Source organism: Tamlana sedimenti, from assembly GCF_038148895.1.
Taxonomy (GTDB): Bacteria; Bacteroidota; Bacteroidia; order Flavobacteriales; family Flavobacteriaceae; genus Tamlana.
Window position 1 is genome coordinate 245280 of sequence record NZ_JBBVGQ010000002.1, and the last position, 19543, is coordinate 264822.

Annotated in this window: 21 protein-coding genes and 2 tRNA genes; 8 read left to right on the forward strand and 15 right to left on the reverse strand. The window is 35.7% G+C overall.

What is annotated here, in order from left to right; genetic code table 11:
* Positions 1–58: 58 nt before the first annotated feature.
* Positions 59–991, forward strand: a complete 933-nt coding sequence (locus tag WJN01_RS07145) for a peptidylprolyl isomerase (protein WP_445196466.1) — start codon at positions 59–61, stop codon at positions 989–991.
* Positions 992–1037: 46 nt separating this feature from the next.
* On the opposite strand, the gene WJN01_RS07150 is transcribed toward WJN01_RS07145, so the two are convergent.
* A complete protein-coding gene (locus tag WJN01_RS07150) occupies positions 1038–1787 on the reverse strand; it encodes a C40 family peptidase (protein ID WP_445196467.1) in 750 nt (249 codons plus the stop codon).
* Positions 1788–1796: 9 nt separating this feature from the next.
* Positions 1797–2975, reverse strand: coding sequence for an acetyl-CoA C-acyltransferase (locus tag WJN01_RS07155; protein ID WP_445196468.1), 1179 nt, complete (start codon positions 2973–2975; stop codon positions 1797–1799).
* Between the two features lie 118 nt (positions 2976–3093).
* Here WJN01_RS07155 and WJN01_RS07160 point away from each other — a divergent pair, with 118 nt between their 5' ends.
* The 3 genes from WJN01_RS07160 (at position 3094) to WJN01_RS07170 (ending at position 5415) form a co-directional block, all read left to right on the forward strand.
* Positions 3094–5142, forward strand: a complete 2049-nt coding sequence (locus WJN01_RS07160) for an HD family phosphohydrolase (RefSeq protein WP_445196469.1) — start codon at positions 3094–3096, stop codon at positions 5140–5142.
* 93 nt (positions 5143–5235) lie between these two features.
* Positions 5236–5319 (forward strand) — tRNA-Ser (locus WJN01_RS07165).
* Positions 5320–5340: 21 nt separating this feature from the next.
* A tRNA-Pro gene (locus WJN01_RS07170) sits at positions 5341–5415 on the forward strand.
* Positions 5416–5482: 67 nt separating this feature from the next.
* Here WJN01_RS07170 and WJN01_RS07175 read toward each other — a convergent pair.
* The 13 genes from WJN01_RS07175 to WJN01_RS07235 all read right to left on the reverse strand — a co-directional run bounded on the left by WJN01_RS07175 (position 5483) and on the right by WJN01_RS07235 (position 15072).
* The gene (locus tag WJN01_RS07175) at positions 5483–5941 is read right to left on the reverse strand and encodes a pyridoxamine 5'-phosphate oxidase family protein (RefSeq protein WP_445196470.1); all 459 of its coding nucleotides are present in this window, start codon (positions 5939–5941) and stop codon (positions 5483–5485) included.
* Positions 5942–6070: 129 nt separating this feature from the next.
* On the reverse strand, positions 6071–6661 hold the full coding sequence (locus WJN01_RS07180; protein ID WP_445196471.1) for a CDP-alcohol phosphatidyltransferase family protein: 591 nt from the start codon (positions 6659–6661) through the stop codon (positions 6071–6073).
* 50 nt (positions 6662–6711) lie between these two features.
* Positions 6712–7611, reverse strand: coding sequence for a hypothetical protein (locus WJN01_RS07185; RefSeq protein ID WP_445196472.1), 900 nt, complete (start codon positions 7609–7611; stop codon positions 6712–6714).
* A 64-nt stretch (positions 7612–7675) separates the two neighbouring features.
* Positions 7676–8332 carry a DUF6799 domain-containing protein gene (locus tag WJN01_RS07190; RefSeq protein ID WP_445196473.1) on the reverse strand — a complete coding sequence of 219 codons (657 nt, stop codon included), beginning with the start codon at positions 8330–8332 and terminating at the stop codon, positions 7676–7678.
* 111 nt (positions 8333–8443) lie between these two features.
* Positions 8444–9346, reverse strand: coding sequence for a mechanosensitive ion channel family protein (locus tag WJN01_RS07195; RefSeq protein ID WP_445196474.1), 903 nt, complete (start codon positions 9344–9346; stop codon positions 8444–8446).
* A gap of 9 nt (positions 9347–9355) precedes the next feature.
* The gene (locus WJN01_RS07200) at positions 9356–9652 is read right to left on the reverse strand and encodes a chaperone modulator CbpM (RefSeq protein WP_445196475.1); all 297 of its coding nucleotides are present in this window, start codon (positions 9650–9652) and stop codon (positions 9356–9358) included.
* Positions 9652–10542 (reverse strand): DnaJ C-terminal domain-containing protein, encoded by an 891-nt coding sequence (locus WJN01_RS07205; RefSeq protein ID WP_445196476.1) that lies wholly within the window; start codon positions 10540–10542, stop codon positions 9652–9654. Before WJN01_RS07205 ends, WJN01_RS07200 begins: the two co-directional genes overlap by 1 nt.
* A gap of 70 nt (positions 10543–10612) precedes the next feature.
* Positions 10613–11287, reverse strand: a complete 675-nt coding sequence (locus WJN01_RS07210) for an ABC transporter ATP-binding protein (RefSeq protein WP_445196477.1) — start codon at positions 11285–11287, stop codon at positions 10613–10615.
* A 1-nt stretch (position 11288) separates the two neighbouring features.
* Entirely contained in the window at positions 11289–12551 is a 1263-nt protein-coding gene (locus WJN01_RS07215; protein ID WP_445196478.1) for an ABC transporter permease, read from the reverse strand.
* Positions 12548–13630, reverse strand: coding sequence for an efflux RND transporter periplasmic adaptor subunit (locus tag WJN01_RS07220; RefSeq protein WP_445196479.1), 1083 nt, complete (start codon positions 13628–13630; stop codon positions 12548–12550). Before WJN01_RS07220 ends, WJN01_RS07215 begins: the two co-directional genes overlap by 4 nt.
* 40 nt (positions 13631–13670) lie before the next feature.
* On the reverse strand, positions 13671–14369 hold the full coding sequence (deoD, locus tag WJN01_RS07225) for a purine-nucleoside phosphorylase (protein WP_445196480.1): 699 nt from the start codon (positions 14367–14369) through the stop codon (positions 13671–13673).
* Complete coding sequence (gene trxA / locus WJN01_RS07230; RefSeq protein ID WP_370479428.1) at positions 14369–14665, reverse strand: thioredoxin; 297 nt, start codon at positions 14663–14665, stop codon at positions 14369–14371. Before trxA ends, deoD begins: the two co-directional genes overlap by 1 nt.
* 5 nt (positions 14666–14670) lie before the next feature.
* Complete coding sequence (locus tag WJN01_RS07235; protein ID WP_445196481.1) at positions 14671–15072, reverse strand: hypothetical protein; 402 nt, start codon at positions 15070–15072, stop codon at positions 14671–14673.
* Positions 15073–15200: 128 nt separating this feature from the next.
* Here WJN01_RS07235 and WJN01_RS07240 point away from each other — a divergent pair, with 128 nt between their 5' ends.
* The 4 genes from WJN01_RS07240 to WJN01_RS07255 all read left to right on the forward strand — a co-directional run bounded on the left by WJN01_RS07240 (position 15201) and on the right by WJN01_RS07255 (position 19499).
* Entirely contained in the window at positions 15201–17087 is a 1887-nt protein-coding gene (locus WJN01_RS07240; protein ID WP_445196482.1) for a sensor histidine kinase, read from the forward strand.
* Between the two features lie 18 nt (positions 17088–17105).
* Entirely contained in the window at positions 17106–18161 is a 1056-nt protein-coding gene (locus tag WJN01_RS07245; protein WP_445196483.1) for a response regulator, read from the forward strand.
* A gap of 97 nt (positions 18162–18258) precedes the next feature.
* On the forward strand, positions 18259–19107 hold the full coding sequence (locus tag WJN01_RS07250; protein ID WP_445196484.1) for a universal stress protein: 849 nt from the start codon (positions 18259–18261) through the stop codon (positions 19105–19107).
* 5 nt (positions 19108–19112) lie between these two features.
* Positions 19113–19499: a hypothetical protein gene (locus tag WJN01_RS07255; RefSeq protein ID WP_445196485.1), complete on the forward strand. Its 387-nt coding sequence runs from the start codon at positions 19113–19115 to the stop codon at positions 19497–19499.
* Positions 19500–19543 lie beyond the last annotated feature (44 nt).

The window sequence follows — 19543 nt, forward strand, 5'->3', positions numbered from 1 at the left end:
CAGGCTTCTGACTTCAAGCTTCATTCCCTATATTTGCACTTTCTTTAAAATTAGAACAATGCAAGACGGATTATACGCAAAATTTAATACAACAAAAGGAGAAATACTTGTTGCTTTAGAATACAAAAAAACACCGGGAACGGTTGGTAATTTTGTGGCTTTGGCGGAAGGAAATCTTGAAAATAGTGCAAAACCTCAAGGTAAACCATATTATGATGGTTTAAAATTCCATAGGGTTATTCCAGATTTTATGATTCAGGGTGGTTGCCCACAAGGTTCTGGTGCAGGCAATCCTGGCTACCAGTTTGATGATGAGTTTCATCCAGATTTAAAGCATGATGGACCAGGTATTTTGTCTATGGCCAACGCTGGTCCTGGAACCAACGGAAGCCAGTTTTTCATTACGCATACGGCAACAGAATGGTTGGATGGAAAGCATACTGTTTTTGGAAAAGTAGAACACGGACAAGAGGTTGTAGATGCCATTGAGCAAGGTGATAAAATAGAAAGTTTAGAGATTTTGCGAGTAGGAGATGAAGCCGAAAGCTTTAATGCTGTAGAAGCATTCAGAACATTTGAAGGTGCTCGTGAAAAAAGAATTGCAGAGGCTAAAAAAGCTGCTGAGGCAGAGTTGGATAAAATTGCTGCCGGTTTTAAAAAAACCGAGAGTGGTTTGCGTTACCAAATTATTCAAGAGGGGATCGGTAAAAAGGCTGAGAAAGGTAAAACGGTTTCTGTTCATTATAAAGGACAATTATCAGACGGTACAGTTTTCGATTCATCGTATAAAAGAAACCAGCCTATTGAGTTTCCAATTGGTGTTGGACAAGTTATTCCAGGTTGGGATGAAGGTATTCAATTATTAAAGGTAGGTGATAAAGCCCGATTGGTTATTCCTGGCCATTTAGGATATGGTAGCCGTGGAGCAGGTGGTGTAATACCCCCAAATGCTACTTTGGTTTTTGATGTAGAGTTAATGAATGTAAAATAGAAACACTCATGATACAATAAAAAAGCCCCTTTAAAAGGCGCTTTTTTTATATCACTTTTTTAATGACCCTTAATTTATGGGTGTGCATTCTTCTATCTGCATTATAAATACCCGAATGGTCTAATCTGTCAATCCGTACTTTTCCATGGGCATGAATGATGTAGTTATCTTCCATGATGATGCCAACATGGGTAATGACACCTTCATTGTTGTCAAAAAAAGCTAAATCGCCAGGCTCACTTTCCTCTATAAAACTCAAGGCTTCACCCTGTGTAGCTTGCTGTGAGGCGTCACGCAGTAATTTATAGCCATTTAGTTTGTAAACCATTTGTGTAAATCCAGAGCAATCAATACCAAAAGGTGTTTTGCCTCCCCACAAATAAGGAGTGTTTAAATACAAAAATGCAGTTTGCAAAATATTTGATTTTGGATTTTTATGCTCTATAAAGTTGCCATCATAATGATGGTTTAAAAGCGAAAGTCCATTCAGCGTAGCGCCCATGGAAATTGGAAAAAGCTGCTTTTGGTCGTCTTCAATAAATTCAACTAAATCTGTAGAAAGTTTTGGTGATTCACTTCTCAAAGATTTATATTCCTCTTCATTAATCTCAATATATTGTTTGTTGTCTACCCAGCCTTCGTACTTATCAAAAGAAAGTCTTATTCTGCTCCAATTTTTGCGTTGCTCCAAGATTTTAAAAAATTCACCATAAAGTATCTGCGAAACAAGTTCGCTGGTGTCTGCTGGTTCATTTCTAAGGGGAACAATGCTTAAATTACAAATTCCGTATTGCATTAAATACCTTTAGTTGCGTTCTATAATAATTGCCGATGCACCACCGCCACCATTGCATATGGCTGCTGCACCAATTTTTGCATTGTTCTGTTCCAAAACGTTTAAAAGTGTGATTATAATTCTAACACCGGAACAACCTAGTGGGTGCCCTAATGAAACAGCACCACCATTTACATTTACGTTAGAGTCGTTAAGCCCGAGGATTTTCATATTAGCCAATCCAACAACAGAAAACGCTTCGTTAAACTCAAAAAAATCAACATCTTTTAAATCAATACCTGCTTTATTTAATGCTTTCGGTAAAGCTTTTGCGGGAGCCGTGGTAAACCATTCCGGTTCTTGGGCAGCATCTGCATAGCTTTTTATCGTTGCCAAAGGTTTTAGCCCCAATTCCTGAGCTTTTTCTTTACTCATTAAAACCATGGCGCCAGCACCATCGTTAATGGTAGAGGCATTGGCCGCTGTTACCGTGCCTTCTTTTGAAAATGCAGGGCGCAATTGCGGAATTTTATCCATGCGCACATTTTTGTATTCCTCATCTTCAACTACAAATATGGGTTCGCCTCTTCTTTGGGGAACTTCAACAGGAACAACTTCATTATTGAATTTTCCAGCTTTCCAAGCAGCGGCAGAACGTTCATACGACTGAATGGCAAAGGCATCTTGGTCTTCTCTTGTGAATTTATATTCAATAGCGCAAGCATCGGCGCAAACGCCCATAGCATTTTGGTCGTAAGCATCTACCAAGCCGTCTTTTTGCATACCGTCAACTAAAGTAGTCGGTCCAAATTTTGTGCCTGTACGTGCATGTAAATAGTGCGGAATTAAACTCATATTTTCCATGCCGCCTGCAACCACAATATGGGCATCACCCAAAGCAATAGCTTGGGCTGCTTGCATAACTGCTTTCATCCCAGAGGCACAAACTTTATTTACTGTAGTGCACGGCACCGTATTGGGAATGCCTGCATAAATGGCAGCTTGCCTTGCGGGTGCTTGGCCAGTACCGGCTTGCACCACATTTCCCATTAAAACTTCTTCAACTAAATTTGGGTCTAAATTTATCTTATCTAATGCGCCTTTTATGGCTATGGCACCTAATTTTGGAGCTTCTATTGTAGATAGTGCACCCAAAAAACTACCAATTGGTGTTCTTACTGCAGAAACAATAACTACTTCGTTATTCATTAGTTTAAAATATTTACTTTAGTAATTGCGAAAATAATGATTTTTTGATAGAAACCTGAAGGATTCATTCATTATAAAAAATGAGAAACCCCTAATATTTATTACATTTGATTTTTAAATGAAAGACTTCATAAACAAGCTATATAGAAACCATTCCCTGATTTACAAAGGACTGTTGTTTATATGCACCACAGTTTTAATTGTGTATTTATTTCCTAAAAGCGGAAAGTTTAAATATAGCTTTGAAAAAGGTAAACCTTGGCAATCTGAAAGTTTACAAGCACCTTTTGATTTTGCAATTAAAAAGACTGATGCTGAAATAGCTTCAGAAAAGAAAGAACTTACCGATAATGCTGTTTTATACTTTGATTTAGATAACACCATTGAAAACAAGGTAAGAAGCAATTTTGAAGCTCAATTTCAAGCTGTTTTTTCCGATACATTGTCCAGAAGCCTGACCCAAAAATTAAAGCAAACGGGAGAAACAATCATTTCGCAGCTTTACGAGTTTGGAATTTTAGCTGAAACCCATGATTTTCCTGATGATAAAAGAATTGCCATTCTCGATGGCCGTGAAGAAATTAATGATGGTTTTTTTTCAAGTTTGGTCCAACAGGATGCGGTTTCAAATGTGATTGATAAAGTTTTGGTTAAGGATAAGCTGTCTGGTTATAAAACAGCATATGTTGCCTTGTTTTTTGATTTAATAGAACCCAACCTGACTTACAACAAGGAAGTTACAGATAATGTTCTTCAAGATGAGTTAAGTAAAATTTCGTATACCAAGGGAAGCGTTGCCAAGGAAACTCTGATTGTTTCAAAAGGAGAGGTTGTTGAAGGTGGTAAATATCAAATTTTAAAGTCGCTACAATCTGAATATGAGTCGCAAGTCTGGAGCAAATCCAACTACAATTGGATACTGTTTGCTTATACCTTGCTCGTGGCATTGGCACTGCTCATGTTATTGTTGTTTTTAAGAAAATACAGGGTAAATGTTTTTGAAGACAATACCAAGGTAACTTTTATTTTCTTCAATATTGCACTTTTAATTTTTATTACCACTTTAGTGGTAAACTACGATTCTAAGTACATTTACATTGTACCCATCTGCATTTTACCTTTGGTTTTTAAGGCTTTTTTTGATGCCCGATTGGGATTATTTGCCCATGTTTTAACGGTATTGCTTTTGGGCTTTATTGTGCCCAACAGCTATGAGTATGTGTTTCTTCAAATTATTGCGGGAATCGTGACTATTTTAACGGTATCAGAACTTTATAAACGTGCCAATTTGTTCATTTCGGTGGGGCAAATTACACTCATTTACATCATTGCGTATTTTGCGTTTTTTGTCATTCATGAGGGTAGTGTTGAAACACTAAAATGGGAAACCTTTATATGGTTTATACTTTGTGGACTTGCAACTTTGTTTGTTCAGCCGTTAATTTACGCTTACGAAAAACTCTTTGGTCTGGTTTCGGATGTATCACTTTTGGAACTGTCGGATACCAATACAAAATTGTTGAAAGAACTTTCAAATTTGGCACCCGGTACATTTCACCATTCTTTAAATGTGGCAAATTTGGCTGAAGCTTCGGCAAATGAAATTGGGGCAAACGCCATGTTGGTCAGGGTTGGGGCATTGTATCATGATATTGGTAAAATGAAAAACCCAACGTATTTTACAGAAAACCAATCAACTGGAATTAATCCGCACGATGAACTTTCTGCTAAAGAAAGTGCCCGAATAATTATAGACCACGTATTAAACGGAATTGAAATTGCCAGAAAAAATAATTTACCAGATCGTGTTATTGATTTCATCAGGACGCACCACGGCACGAGTTTGGTTTATTATTTTTATATGAAGGAGAAAAAGGATTATGATGAGGCAAACAGACAGGATTTTAGCTATCCTGGTCCAAAACCATTTAGCAAGGAAACCGCCATTTTAATGATGTGTGATAGTATTGAGGCTGCTTCTAAAAGTTTAAAGGAACCTAACTCAACCAAGATAGAAGCTTTTGTTGAAAACATTATAAATAAGCAAATTGAGGAAGGACAGTTTTTAAATGCTAATATTACATTCAAGGAAATCCAGTCGATAAAAAAAGTGTTAAAACACAAGCTGGCAAACATTTATCATTTAAGGATAGAATACCCCGAATAAAATTTTTAAAAAAGTAAAAAAATAGTTGTGTGCTTATCTAGTATGAACTACATTTGCAACCGCAATTTTATTGCTATAGTTCATTATATAATAGGAGAGGTGCCGGAGTGGTAACGGAGCAGATTGCTAATCTGTCAGCGCGTAAGTGCTGCCTGGGTTCGAGTCCCAGTCTCTCCGCAATTTTTGCAATAGCCATATCGGGGTGTAGCGTAGCCCGGTTATCGCGCCTGCTTTGGGAGCAGGAGGTCGCAGGTTCGAATCCTGCCACCCCGACAAATAAAAAGATAAAAAAACACCGTTGAATTTATTTAACGGTGTTTTTGTTTTTATAATGTTTCTCCTAAGAATATCTTCTGGTTTTCCCCGTTATTTCCTCAATATTTATGCGGTAAACTATGGGCGGGGCTTCGGGGTGTGTTTTGTCAGAAAATTGTGGGATGAATTGATATTCTTTGTGTTCTTTTTTCGCAATGATTTCTTTTACACCATTTGTGAATTTATGTAGTTGGAATTTTGCGTCAGGTCCTTCCAACTCTTCATAAGTACCTTGTACTAAAACAGTGCTCCAATTGTCAATAGATTCAATATCCTCTACTTCAAGGGCCACAGCATTATTTTCCTTGAGTGCAGTTGTTTTATGGCCTTCACCTGTATATCCAATAAGTGATTTGTTTTTGCTATTGAAATAATAGGTGATTGGAACCACAAAAGGGGAGTTTTTGTAAACGTAAGCCAAGTGGCCAATATAATTATCGGCCAATATTTTTAAACACGCTTCTTTGTTTATTTTGGTAATCATGATTTTTAGGTTATATGGTTTTAAAAAGAGTGTTCTTGATTTTAGTTTACTTCAACAGTTTGATTCTTGCAGAGTAAATTTATTATAACCTGAGATTTTATTATATGATATTAATCAGTCAAAGAGTTTTTATCGCCTTTTTTTTAAACGTCGTTTATCTCTTAAGGCCCAATAAATACCTTTTACATCAGAAGCCCAATTGTCATACATAAAAATAAGACTGATTTCTTCTATGGTCTCTAAAATGCCAATGCCAATCATAATATAAAACAAGATGTATTCTGGGTTGAAAAATAGTGACCATAAAATGAATAGGCTCTGCAACACGGCCGAAAGTTTCGCCAAATAGGTATGAAATGCTGTTGCTTTGCCGTATTTAAAATAGGCGATTAGCATTTGAACAATGTAAGGGACAAATGCAATAATGATCAGAGTTAGATTTGCTTTAATAAAATCGGTTTCAAAGTAAAATAAACCCAATAAGCCAACAATTAAGGTAATTTGGTCGCCAAAGGAATCGAGTTGCGAACCTCTAGGGCTGGTTATTTTTAACTTTCTGGCTAAATAGCCATCCACGGCGTCAGTTAAATAGCTAATCAATAAAAACCAAGAAAATGCCAAACGTAAATCCAACCAGAGTAAAACCAGCAATACGGGCGAAGCAGCTATACGATAAAATGAAAACCAATCGGCAATATTAAAGTTTTTAAAGGTTAACATGGTTTACATGTTTTTTAGGTTTCCCTGTTGTGTTAGTATACCAAAAATAATTAGAAACTATAACTTATGCCAATCAAAAAATAGAAAGTATTTTCTAAATCTTCACTATAAACATCCGTTTCAGTGGTTAAAGTCGCTGGTGTTTTTGGTATTACAAAAAAGGGGTATAGTCCAAAGGCGAAAGGTTTGTTTACATACCAAATGGGCAAACTAAACTCTATGACCATTAAACCAAATTTTTCACTTTCATTTAAAACGACTGAGGTGGTTGTGGTTTGGGTGCTTCCGCCATTTCCTTGCCCTAAGCCTTGTGCTTGTCCGCCACTGCCAAACCGTTTGTTTACATAATACTCTTCATAGAAATTTTGAGAGCCAAAATGAATGCCCAATGTCGGGGAAATTTGAAATTTTTTACTTTTCGTGATAAAATCATGGCTTATTTCAGAAGATATGAATAAGTCGGAACTGCTATCCTTGTTGAAAAAAACAGTTGCATTTGTGCCTAAGTTTAAAAAATTAAAATCATAACTTAAATTTGCTGTAAGGTCTACTTCAGCTTGTGAGATCACATTATAGCTATCTTCATTAAAAAAGTACTTTGTGGCATTTAGGTCTGCTTCAAATTTTTCAATAGTGAAATTATATCCTAGTGTAACTAAAAGTAAATCAATTCTACTGTCCTCTTTTTTTGTAAGATAAGAAAATGAACCTGTGGTGTAAAATCCACTTTTATGATAATAGCTAATAGAAGGATATAAATACGGAGCACTTATGGAGTCTTTTCTTCCTAAAAAAACGGCATCGCTTATGTAACCCAAACTCAATGAAAAATATGATGAATCCGTTTGCTTTTTTTGAATTTCATCATTTGCGTTTTCCTGACCTGTAAATGTATTACTGATCATGGCCATTGCTAAAAAAACAATGAAATAAAGCTTTGACAATTTCATGGTGATTGTTTTAAAAATTTAAAAAAGGGATTCTATTTTTAAATAAAACCCCTTTTTTTATAGATTATACGGCACCTTTTTTCTGGGTTTGCTTTTTAATTATTGACTTTTTTTGAATCTTGTTTTTCATCATAGGTTTGTTAATGGTCATTTTTCTATGTTGTAGGGTATTTTTAAACATTTCCCCATTCATGTTTAAGCATTCGCCATCTTTTAAGCGCATTTGTACACGGTCTTTGGTTTGGTAGCTTCCGTCTGGGTTTACAACGGTTCCGTTGTTAAGTTTAACTTGCTCACGAATTTGATTTTGAAACTGATTTTTAATTTGATAGGCTTCACCATCAATTACCATAACTTGAAATCTATTTTGATTTCTTTGTTGAATTTGGGCTTCTGCCAAACCATTATTTTCTTGTTGGATTTTGTAGCGATATTGGTATTCATTTCTATAAAGAATACCATCATTATCTAAACATTCTCCATCCCTTAAATGTAATCTTGCTTGATCTTTGGTTTGGTAGGTACCATCAGGATAAACTACTGTGCCATCATTTAATGCAATCTTGTCTTTGAGTTTAATTTGATCGCGGTCTCTAATTTGCAATACATCTCCATTAACCAACATAATTCTATCTTGGTCTCTGTCCTGCAATCTGTCTTGAGCGTTTAATGTTGTAGAACCAAAAGCTACAAATGCTGCTAATAAAATTATTTTTTTCATCGTATTAGGTATTAAATATTAATAGACTAAAAATAATTTTATAGATACCTTCCTACAATGATATTGGTCAATTAAAACGTTGTTTATATGTAACCCATGTTACGTTTTAAATCAAGAATTATCAATATTAATTTTTGATTCTGGCATTTTAATAATCTCTAAAGTTGTTGATGCAAGTATCACTTTACCATTTGTTTTTTTTATTTCTTGGTTGATTTTCTCATGTAAGGTATGCTTCGTAAATCGTCTTTTTTTATAGTCAACAATATATCTTAAGTTAAATTGAATCCAATTATCCGTTAGTGAAATGGCCAAAGTAGGGTCTAGAATGGCATCTTCAATATAGTATTTGTTCACCACGGCTTTCCATTGGGTTTTTGAATTGGCGGTAAATTGAGAGAGGATTTCCTTTGCTGTTTCAATGATAATGGATTTTGCCAATTCTATGTCCGAACCATACCGAATGGGAAGATTAAATTCGTCCCATATAAACGGAAAATCCTGGGAGTAGTTATAAATAGGCCCTTTAAACACAAAGGCATTGCTTAGTTTTACAATACGACCGCTGTAATTATCACTGCTCACCCATTGCCCAATTTCCATCATGGTGGTGTAAATACTGTCTACGTCAATAACATCGCCTTTAATGCCATTAATTTCAATTCTGTCGCCTGGCTTATAAACCTTTACTATGAAAATGTAAAGCGACCCCGCTATGCTTAAAATAAGTTCTTGAAGTGTAAAAGCAATGCCTGCACTAAAAAGGCCGATTGCGAGCGTAAAATCTTTAATATTACCTGTGAAATAGGAGAAAGATAGAAGGATTAAAATGACATAACCAAAAATTTCAATCCCTTTTTGGGATTTGTAGCGAACAGATGCATCTGATACTTGTTTTCTTAAAAACCTTCTAAAAAGTTGAATTATGGCAAGAACAAAAGTAGCTAGCAGTATAAATTTGAAGATACTGTATAGGTTAGGGTTTTCAGCAATCCATTGGTTTAGGCGTTCCATTTTAGTTGTTTAAGAATCTTCGTATAGCCGCAACCTGTTATTCAAGGTCCTAATTTCTTGTTTTAAGTTTTCAACTTGTTCCAACAAGTTATATATAGCATCGATTCCTTCCATATTAATTTCAAGGTCATAATGCAATCGAGCCATTTTTTCAACCTCTTTTAACTGGGTTCTATGGATAAAAAAATCATCTTTTTCAATAGTCAGTTCTATGAGTTGAAATTCCTCAAGCGTATTGATAAACGAAGAAGGAATTTTATAATGCTTGCAAATTAATTTTACCGGTATTAAATCTCTATTTTCCATTATCTACGCTGTGTTTGTAATTGTTTTATTAAATCTTTCTCCGTATTGGAGAGATTGGTTGGGATTTTTAGTTGGTAGGTTATAAACAAATCGCCAAACTGCCCTTCTTTTTTGTAAACAGGAAATCCTTTTCCTTTTAGCTTGACTGTTGCGCCATTTTGTGTTTCTGGTTTTATGTTTAGTTTTACCTGCCCATCAAATGTGTCTACTGTAAGTTCGCCACCCAACATGGCTTTATAGATGTCTAAATCAACTGTAGTATAAAGGTCGGCTTTATCTCTTTTGAATTTGGAGTGGTTTACTATAGAGAATTGTATATATAAATCGCCATTTGGGCCACCATTTATGCCTTTTCCGCCATGCCCTTTAATTTTAATGATTTGCCCGTTTTCAACTCCGGCTGGAATGGTAATTCTTATGTTCTTGTTGTTAACGGTTAGCGTGCGCTTGTGCGTGGTGAAAACATCTTTTAAATCCAGTTGTAACTCGGCATTAAAATCCTGCCCCCTAAATTTTACCTGTCTACCACTAGCGCCTGCCGATGCACCGCCAAACATGTTTTCAAAAAAATCTGAAAAATCTTCAGCCGAATAGCCACCAGAACTTCCCTGATAGCTTCTTTGGTGTTGCGATTGCTGCTGTTTTGCTTTTTCGTACTCTTCAGCATGTTTCCAATGTTCCCCATACTGATCGTATTTTTTTCGATTTTCTGGGTCGCTTAAAACTTCGTTTGCTTCGTTGATTTCCTTAAATTTTTTTTCGGCAACACTGTCATTCGGATTTAAGTCTGGGTGGTACTTTCGGGCCAGTTTTCTGTAAGCCTTTTTTATATCACTCTCTGAGGCGTTTTTTGGAACGCCTAATATTTTGTAATAATCTATAAAAGCCATTTTGCGTTAATTTTAGCAGAAAGTTACTATCCTTTTAAGATAAAAAAAATGACATAAATCATTAGCGCCGCTAAACCAATATTTTGCCATCTTCCATTTCAATAATACGGTCGGTTTTTTTGGCAAAATCTTCGTCATGGGTAACAATTAAAAGTGATAGGCCTTGCTCATCACATAACCGTTTAAATATGTTAAAAACGTTTTTGGAGTTTGAACTGTCCAAATTGCCTGTGGGCTCGTCACCCATAATAATGGAAGGATTATTGATTAATGCACGAGCAATGGCAATGCGTTGCTTTTCGCCACCAGAAACCCTTGAAGCACGTTTTTTTGCCAAATGCTCAATGTTCAGCATCTTTAGTTTCTCATAGGCATCATGTTCAATTTCTTGAGCTGATTTTTCAGCAAGTTTTTTAGCTGGGAGCATAACGTTTTCCAAAACCGAAAAATCGGCCAACAAATAATGAAACTGAAAAACAAAGCCAATATGTTTATTCCTAATGTATGAAAGGTGGTCTTTGTCTTGACCGGAAATGAGTTTATTGTTCAAAAAGAGTTCCCCTTCATAATCGGTGTCCATAGTTGAAAGAATGTACAAGAGCGTGGACTTTCCGCAGCCAGATTTCCCCATGATTGAGGCAAATTCACCTTTTTTTACTTGAAAATTGATGTCTTTCAAAACATGGAACAACACCGGTTTTTTGAAGTATTTGTTGATATGTTTGGCTTCTAGAACAGTGCTCATTTTATTGGCCTCTAATGATTTTTACTGGGTCTATTTTTTTTGCTTTTTTCGACGGAAGGTAACCAGCCAAAAAAGTTGAAATCATGGCAAACGAAAAGCCTATTAAAAAAAACATCGGATTTATATTTACAGGAAAGGTTTCTACCGTTGGAAGTGCTTCAGTTTTAAACGGAATGGTATCAATTAGACGTGCCAATCCGTAACCAATAATTAGACCTAAAACACCGCCTACAAGACCAATAATCATGGCCTGACTCATAAAAATATGCTGTACATCTTTTCCTGAGAATCCCGTTGCTTTTAGAATGGCAATGTCATTCATCTTTTCATAAATAAGCATGTTTAAAATATTATAAATACCAAACCCGGCGACAATAAGTAATGTAATGGAAACAGCATAGGTAATGAGGTTTCTAATGGACGTACCTGTTTCAAATTGTGCATTTGCGGTTTTTATGTCAATAGCGGTTAAACCAAATTGTTGTTCAATTTTTTTTGATAGGGGAACGGCCTGTTCAATATCATATAATTTAACGTTAATGTCTGTGATGTAATTATTTGCTTTTCCTAAAATGCGTTGCACCGTTTTTATGTTTGTAAAACTTTGGATTGCATCTAAATCTGCAATACCACTTTGATAAAGACCGACTATTCTTAAAGGAAAAATACCACCATTTATGGGGCTTACTTGTACGCGGTCGCCAACTTTTAACGACATTTTTTTTGCAATGCCTATACCTAATAAAATACCATTTTCTGAGGTTTGTAAAGCGTCGGCAGAGCCCTCAACAATATAGTCACCCATATTGAACAATCTGGCCTCATCAATGGGGTTGATACCCGTTAAGTTTCCACCTAATTCAATAGAGCCAGCAATGTAAAAAATTTGTGTTTTTACTTGTGGGAGGGCACCACGAACTTCTGGTTTATCTTCTAAATACTTAATGATGGGCAAAGCATTATGGATTTTTTTCTGTGTTAATTTGGGTTTGACGGAATGCACCACATTAAAACTTTCTTTAACGCTGTTGTATAATGAAATAGGTTGATTTTTAGAAGGCTCTATTTCATTGTAAACATGAATATGGGGCGTTTGGTTGAGTATTAAATTATCGAGCATGGCGTTGAGGCCGGTCATGAAACAAACCAAAGTAATGTAAGCCCCAATGCCAAAAGTCACACCCAAGGCAGCAGTGGACGTTTGCTTAATTTTTGTTAGCAAATGCGTTTTGGCTATGCTCAATATGACTTTCCAATTGGTCATTCTGTGGGTTTGTAAATGGGCGTGTCTTTTGTTATTCCAGATAAAATTTCAACATATTCCATGTTTTGTAATCCCTTGGTAACGTTAATTATTCCGTCGTCGGTTTTTACTTTATTATCATCAATTAAATAGGTTTTTGGGATGGTCAATACATTGGTTTTTTCAGCAATAATGATGTTGGCTTCACCTGAAAGTCCGGGATATAAAATGTCGGGCGGATTTTCAAAAACGGCTTCGACTTTAAAGGTTTGGTTGCGTTCGTCTTTTTTTGGATAAATTTTGGAAACTTTTCCGGTAAAAACTTTTCCATCGTAGGCATCCAAATGAATAATAATCTTTTGACCATTCGAAATGCGGACAATATCAACTTCATCAACCAGCATTTCAACTACAAAGTTATTCGCACTGCCAACGGAGGCCAACGGTTCCATAGTGGTCACAATTTCCCCAGGCTCCTTATACAGGGCGTAAACCTTGCCGTTTATCTGACTTTTAACTGTAAAATCCGTTGTAGTTATTAACGCTGTTTCATAGTTGTTTTGTGCCTGTTTAACCGCCGTTTCCAATTCATGTTTTGTGCGGTTGTATTTACTTTGAAGAAGACTGAGGTTGTTTGAGGACAATTGATAGTTAAGTTTTTTTGTGTCGAACTCAATTTTAGATCCTATGTTTTGGCCCCAAAGATTCTTTTGTCTGAAGTAGTTTGTAGAGTCGTTGGTATATTTGAGTTTTGCTGCAATAATTTCGTCTTCAATACTGCTTAAAATAGCCGAACTGCCCGTGTAATTTTCTTTTGCCAATTGTAACGTGAGTTTGGCATTTTGGGCGTTAAGCTTGGGTGTATTGTTGATGATTTGAATTAAAGGGTCATCCTTTTTTACCACGTCTCCTTCTTCAACCAAATTATCGTCTAAAATTCCAGCAACAATGGCATATACTTGATAGAGGCTATCTGGCTGAATGGTTACCGACGAATATACCGATTCTGTTAAATGTCGTTCTTCTGGAGTGATTTTATCTTGACTTTTTGAGCAGGAAGCTAGGATTAAGAGCAGTATTGTGAATTGAAATAATTTCATGATTCAAAATTTGTTATGAAGTTAGGGCTGTTTTTGCAACTTAAAAAGTATTAAGCGCAATTTCTATCATGGTATTAAAGGAACTTTCCCGTTCTTCTGCGGTAATGGCTTTTTTGGTTACCAACGAATCGGATACCGTTAAAATAGATAGGGCTTTGACGTTAAATTTAGCGGCAATGGTGTACAGTCCAGCCGTTTCCATTTCAACGCTTAGTACACCAAATTCAGCCCATTTTTTATAAGCATTAACATCATCTTCATAAAATTCGTCGGCGGTCAGAACATTGCCAGCTTTAATGGGAATGTTGTTGTTTTTTGCATACAGCGCAGCATTCATAAACAATTCAAAATCTGCGGTTGGCGAATAATCGGCGTTAATAAACCTGGAATTATTGATGCCAGAAGTTGATGATGCCGCCATGGCAATAACGATATCCCTTAGCTTTATATGCTTTTGATAAGAACCCGTGGAGCCAACACGAATAAGGTTTTTAACACCGTAGTCATTTATGAGTTCATGGCAGTAAATTAAAGCCGAGGGCACTCCCATTCCGGTGCCCTGTACCGAAACCTTTTTGCCATGATAATAACCCGTAAAGCCCAACATACCACGCACATCGTTGTAGCAAAAGTGGTCGTCCAAAAAAGTTTCTGCAATCCATTTGGCCCTCATGGGGTCACCTGGCAATAAAACGGACTCTGCAATGTCTCCTTTTTTGGCTTCAATATGTATACTCATTAGCTAGATTTTATAATATTTACGATGTCATTTTTTTGAAGTACGCCAGATTGTCTCCAAACCTGTTTTCCGTTCTTGAAGAGTAGCATGGTTGGCACACCTCTTACTTGATATTTGGAAGCTAAAGTTTGGTTTTTGTCCACATCAATTTTTATGATTTTTATGGCATCGCCTAGTTCTTGTTTCACATCTTTTAATATTGGAGCAAGCATTTTGCATGGACCACACCAATCGGCATAAAAATCAATCAATACAGCTTCATTGGCGTTTACAATGGTACTAAAGTTTGTTTTCATTTCTTCTATTTTTTTAGCTCTAAATCTAGTTTGGCCAGTATAATCAATTCCGATTTATTTAAACTGGAAAAGGCATTAGCCATGGCACTAGCGGTTTTTAGAATGAGATTTTTGATGTCGTTGGTAAACAATGATTTGTGCTCTTTTTTATAGGCAACAAAATCAGAAAAACACCTTTCTGGGCTAAGTTTTTTGCTGTTGGCTTCATCAAAAATAAGTTCTATTTGGTTTACTAAATTTTCTATTGAACCATGAGCTTCACCCACCGCCAACCAATGCTCGTGCACAAACTTTTTCAGTTCGCTTATCTCTGTTTTGTTCACCATGTTATCCGCAGCGGCAATGGCATAAAAAAGCTTTCCAAGATTTTGATAAAAATGCTTTGGAAGATTGTTTATAGGTTTCATTTTGTACAAAATTCATCTATAAAATTACATAATTTTTGCCTTTTGGTACATGACATAAATCAGTCAATTCCATAGATATAATGATTACTTTTCGCTTCAATTATTATGCTTTGCAAATTGGGGTGGTTATGTTTAAGCAAGACCAGGAGATATTCAATATTCTTTTAAAGACCGTATCTGAGGCTGTTATTATTGTGGATAGCCATCAAAAGATTATGGAGGTGAATGCTGCGGTTGAAACTATTTTTGGTTATGCCAAAGATGAAATTATACATAAGCACATTAATTTATTAATACCCTCAAATTACCATAAAGCCCATGCTTCTTATTTTGAAAAGTTCATTCAAAGGGGAAAACGTAGGAAAATGGGCGGGGCAACCGATATTTTTGCCTTAAAGAAAGACGGCACAATTTTTAATGTAGAGATTGAGTTAAATCCATTTTCGGTTTACGACAAAACCTATGTAATGGCCTTAATCAAGGATATTTCTGAAAAGAAGGAAATTGAAAAAAACTTGATGTTGCGTACACAAGCTTTACAATCTGCCAATAACGGTATAATTATTACTGACGCATTAAGGCCAGACAACCCAATAATCTATTTTAATTCTGCCTTCCAAAACCTTACAGGGTATTCCGAAGCAGAAATACTTAATAATAATTGTAGGTTTTTGCAAGGAAACGACAGAGACCAACCTCCGTTAAAATATTTACGGGAAGCTATAAAAAATGGCAAAAGCTGCCAAGCCACCTTGAGAAACTACAAGAAAGATGGAACCATGTTTTGGAATGATGTGTATATTTTTCCAATAACAAATTCTAGAGGTACAGTTACCCATTTTATTGGTATTCAAAATGATGTGACGCTCAAGAAGAAGATGGAGGAGGAGCGCCATCATTTGGCATCAATTTTTGATGAATCGTTAAATGAAATCTATGTTTTTGATGCAGAAACCTTAAAGTTCATCAATATAAACTACGGCGCCCAAAAAAATATAGGTTACAGCCTTGAGGAACTGAAAGACATGACGCCTTTGGATATTAATGTAAATGGCGGTGAGGCAGAATTCAAAAAGACCATAAATCTTTTGTTGCAAAAAAAGGTAGAGAAACTGGAATTTGAAGGACTTCACCAACGCAAAGATGGTTCGCAATATCCCGTTGAGGTTCATTTGCAACTTTCAAACTTAAACGAAAAACGTGTTTTTATAGCCATTATTTTGGATATAACTGAACGAAAAAACTATACCACAAAACTTGAAAATACAGTAGCCGAAAGAACGCAACAGCTTAAAAAAGCACTGAGTAAGGAAAAGGAACTTAATGAACTTAAAACAAAGTTTTTGTCTTTGGTATCGCATGAATTTAAAACCCCTTTGAGCGGTATTTTAACATCCAGTCAACTGTTGGGTAAGTACACGTTGAGTGAACAGCAACAAAACCGCGACAAGCATATTAGAACAATAACGGATAAGGTACATTACTTGAACAATATACTTAATGACTTTCTATCCATTGAGAAGTTGGAAACAGGAAAGGTGAATTACAGGTTTAACAATTTTAAATTGAGCAAAGTGGTAAACGAGGTGGTTTACAATTCCAATATGCTTTTAAAGGAAGGGCAACAGATTAATTACCCTGAAAATATTGATGATTTATCACTTTGCCAAGATGAGAAGATCATTCAATTGATTTTTTCAAATTTATTGCATAACGCCATCAAATATTCGCCTGAAGGGTCGGTAATTGATTTACAAATAAAACAAGATAAAAAAATTACAACGCTAAAGGTCAAGGACAATGGTTTTGGTATTCCGGAGAAAGACCAGAAAAGTATTTTCGAACGGTATTTTAGGGCCGAAAACGTTATGAATACCCAAGGTACAGGAATAGGTCTAAACATTGCAAAAAGCCATTTAGAAAACTTGGGCGGAACAATTTCCTTTAAAAGTAAAGAAAATAAAGGCAGCACATTTACGATTAAATTTCCAAATGTAGCCAAAGAACAAAGCTGACAAACTAAATATGAACCGATGAAAACAGTTCTACTCATAGAAGATGATACCGTGCTAAGGGAAAACACTGCAGAGCTTTTGGAGCTATCTAAATACAAGGTTATTTCGGCTTCAAATGGCAGGGTTGGGGTGAATATGGCCAAAAAGCACCTACCCGATATTATTGTGTGTGATATTATGATGCCAGAACTGGATGGCTATGGCGTACTTGATATACTTTCCAAAAACCAGAATACCAAATTTATACCCTTTATCTTTTTGTCTGCCAAAACAGAACATGAGGATGTTAGAAAAGGCATGAATATGGGCGCGGACGATTATTTAACCAAACCGTTTTCAGAAGACGAACTGATTACGGCCATTGAAAGTCGTTTGGCCAAAGTTTCCATTTTACAGGAATTGAAAAAAAGTCAGAAGCAACAAGCAATTCAACCTAATGAAAGTGAGCTGAAATCACTCAACGATTTAAAGAATTTTTTTGATGACTATGGCCATGAGTTCTCATTTAATGCCCAGGATATTGTTTATCGGGAGGGCGACCATTCAAATTATATTTACCTAATAGCCAAAGGTGCCGTTAAGTGCTACCAGATTAACGAACTAGGTAAAGAACTCGCTACGGCCTTATACAAAGAAGATGATTTATTCGGGTATAACTCCTTTACCCAAAATATACCTCATAAAGAAACTGCTACGGCAATCGAGGATACAAAATTGGTTGGCATCTCAATCATAGAATTTAAGGAAGTACTCAATCAAAACCATGAGGTGGCCATTGCCTTGCTTGAACTTTTGGCCGATAATTTATCTGAAGTTAAGGACGAACTCGTTCAAATGGCATACAGCTCGGTAAACAAAAAAACGGCGGCCACCATTTTAAAGTTTGCTGAAAAAATCAATAGAAAGCCAAACGACCCCATAAAAATATCCCGTAATGATTTGGCAAGTGTTGCCGGTATAGCACCAGAAACTTTAATAAGAACATTGGCCATTTTTAAAAAAGAAGGCATTATAAAAGCCGATGGACGAAACATAAAAGTCATTGATATTGAACGGCTAAAAATTGTGAATTAACGAGATTCAATTTTTATTAAATTTCAAAAATGACCAATATCATTTCATTAAAACCATGCACTGCATAAATTAGTAAAAGATAAAAAAATGCAGTTTGATGAAAAATATATTATTGCCCACCGATTTTTCAGAAAATTCATGGAATGCCATAAAATACGCCATAAATTTTTTTGACACCTTAGCATGTAACTTTTTCTTGTTGCATGTTAATAGGCCCAGTACTATTGTTTTGGATGATTCACCCTATTTAACGACACAACATGTTGTAGAAACCATTTATGCTTTGCCGGCCAAGCAAGAACTGCGTGAGATTTTAAAGCGTATTTCAAAGCAATTTCCTGAAAATAAAAACCACAGGTTCTATACCATAACCGATGACGATTTCTTTATTGATTCCATAAGAAAACAAGTTGAGGAAAAACAAATAGACTTGATTGTTATGGGCACAAAAGGCGCTTCGGGATTAAGAAAAATAATAGTTGGTAGTAATGCTGGCGATATCATTACTAAAGTAAAATGCACCACTTTGGCCATACCAGAACGTGCTGAATTTACCAAACCGCAAGAGATAGCATTTCCCACCGATTTTTCATTAACCTACAACATCCAAATTTTAGAGCCTTTATCCGAAATTTTGGAAAAATGGAAAGCGGCATTAAGAATTCTTCATATTTCCAAAAAGAAAACAGATTTAAACAACGACCAGAAAAACACCAAGGATTTACTTGAAGACTACTTTAGTCCGTTCGACCATAGTTTTCACTATTTAACCAATAAAAACTTTGAAGACGCCATTCAATGTTTTATTGAAAGCAGGAATATTAATATGATTTGTATGGTAGCCAAAAACCTAAACTATTTTCAGCACATTTTGTTCCATTCCAAAGTTGAAGAAATAAGTTATCATACAGAGATACCTTTTTTAGTCTTACATGAAAAAAATTAACTGTTATGGAAAGTTCTATTTTTTTAGCAAAATTTTGGGGTTGGTACCTGATTATTTTCTTTTTGATTTTAAGTCTAAATCCTAAACGCATCAAGCAAATATTTAATGATTTAAATGATGAAAAGTTTCTCATCATAACCGCATTTGTGGCCATAATAGTTGGCATGGTGAATATATTGTTCCATAATGTTTGGGAATTAAGTTGGAAGATTATAATTACCCTAATTGGGTGGACTTCATTGTTCATTGGCCTATTGTTGTTCATATTCCCAAAGCGTACCATTGCTGGATTACAACTTATTAATATAAAACTGGTACAGGTTATTTATATGCTGTTATTTTTTACTGGTCTTTTTTTGTTGAATGCTGCTTACGGCATTGTACCGCAATAGGGTTAGTGGACTGACAAATATCATTGTCCAAAAGCTAGTAAGGT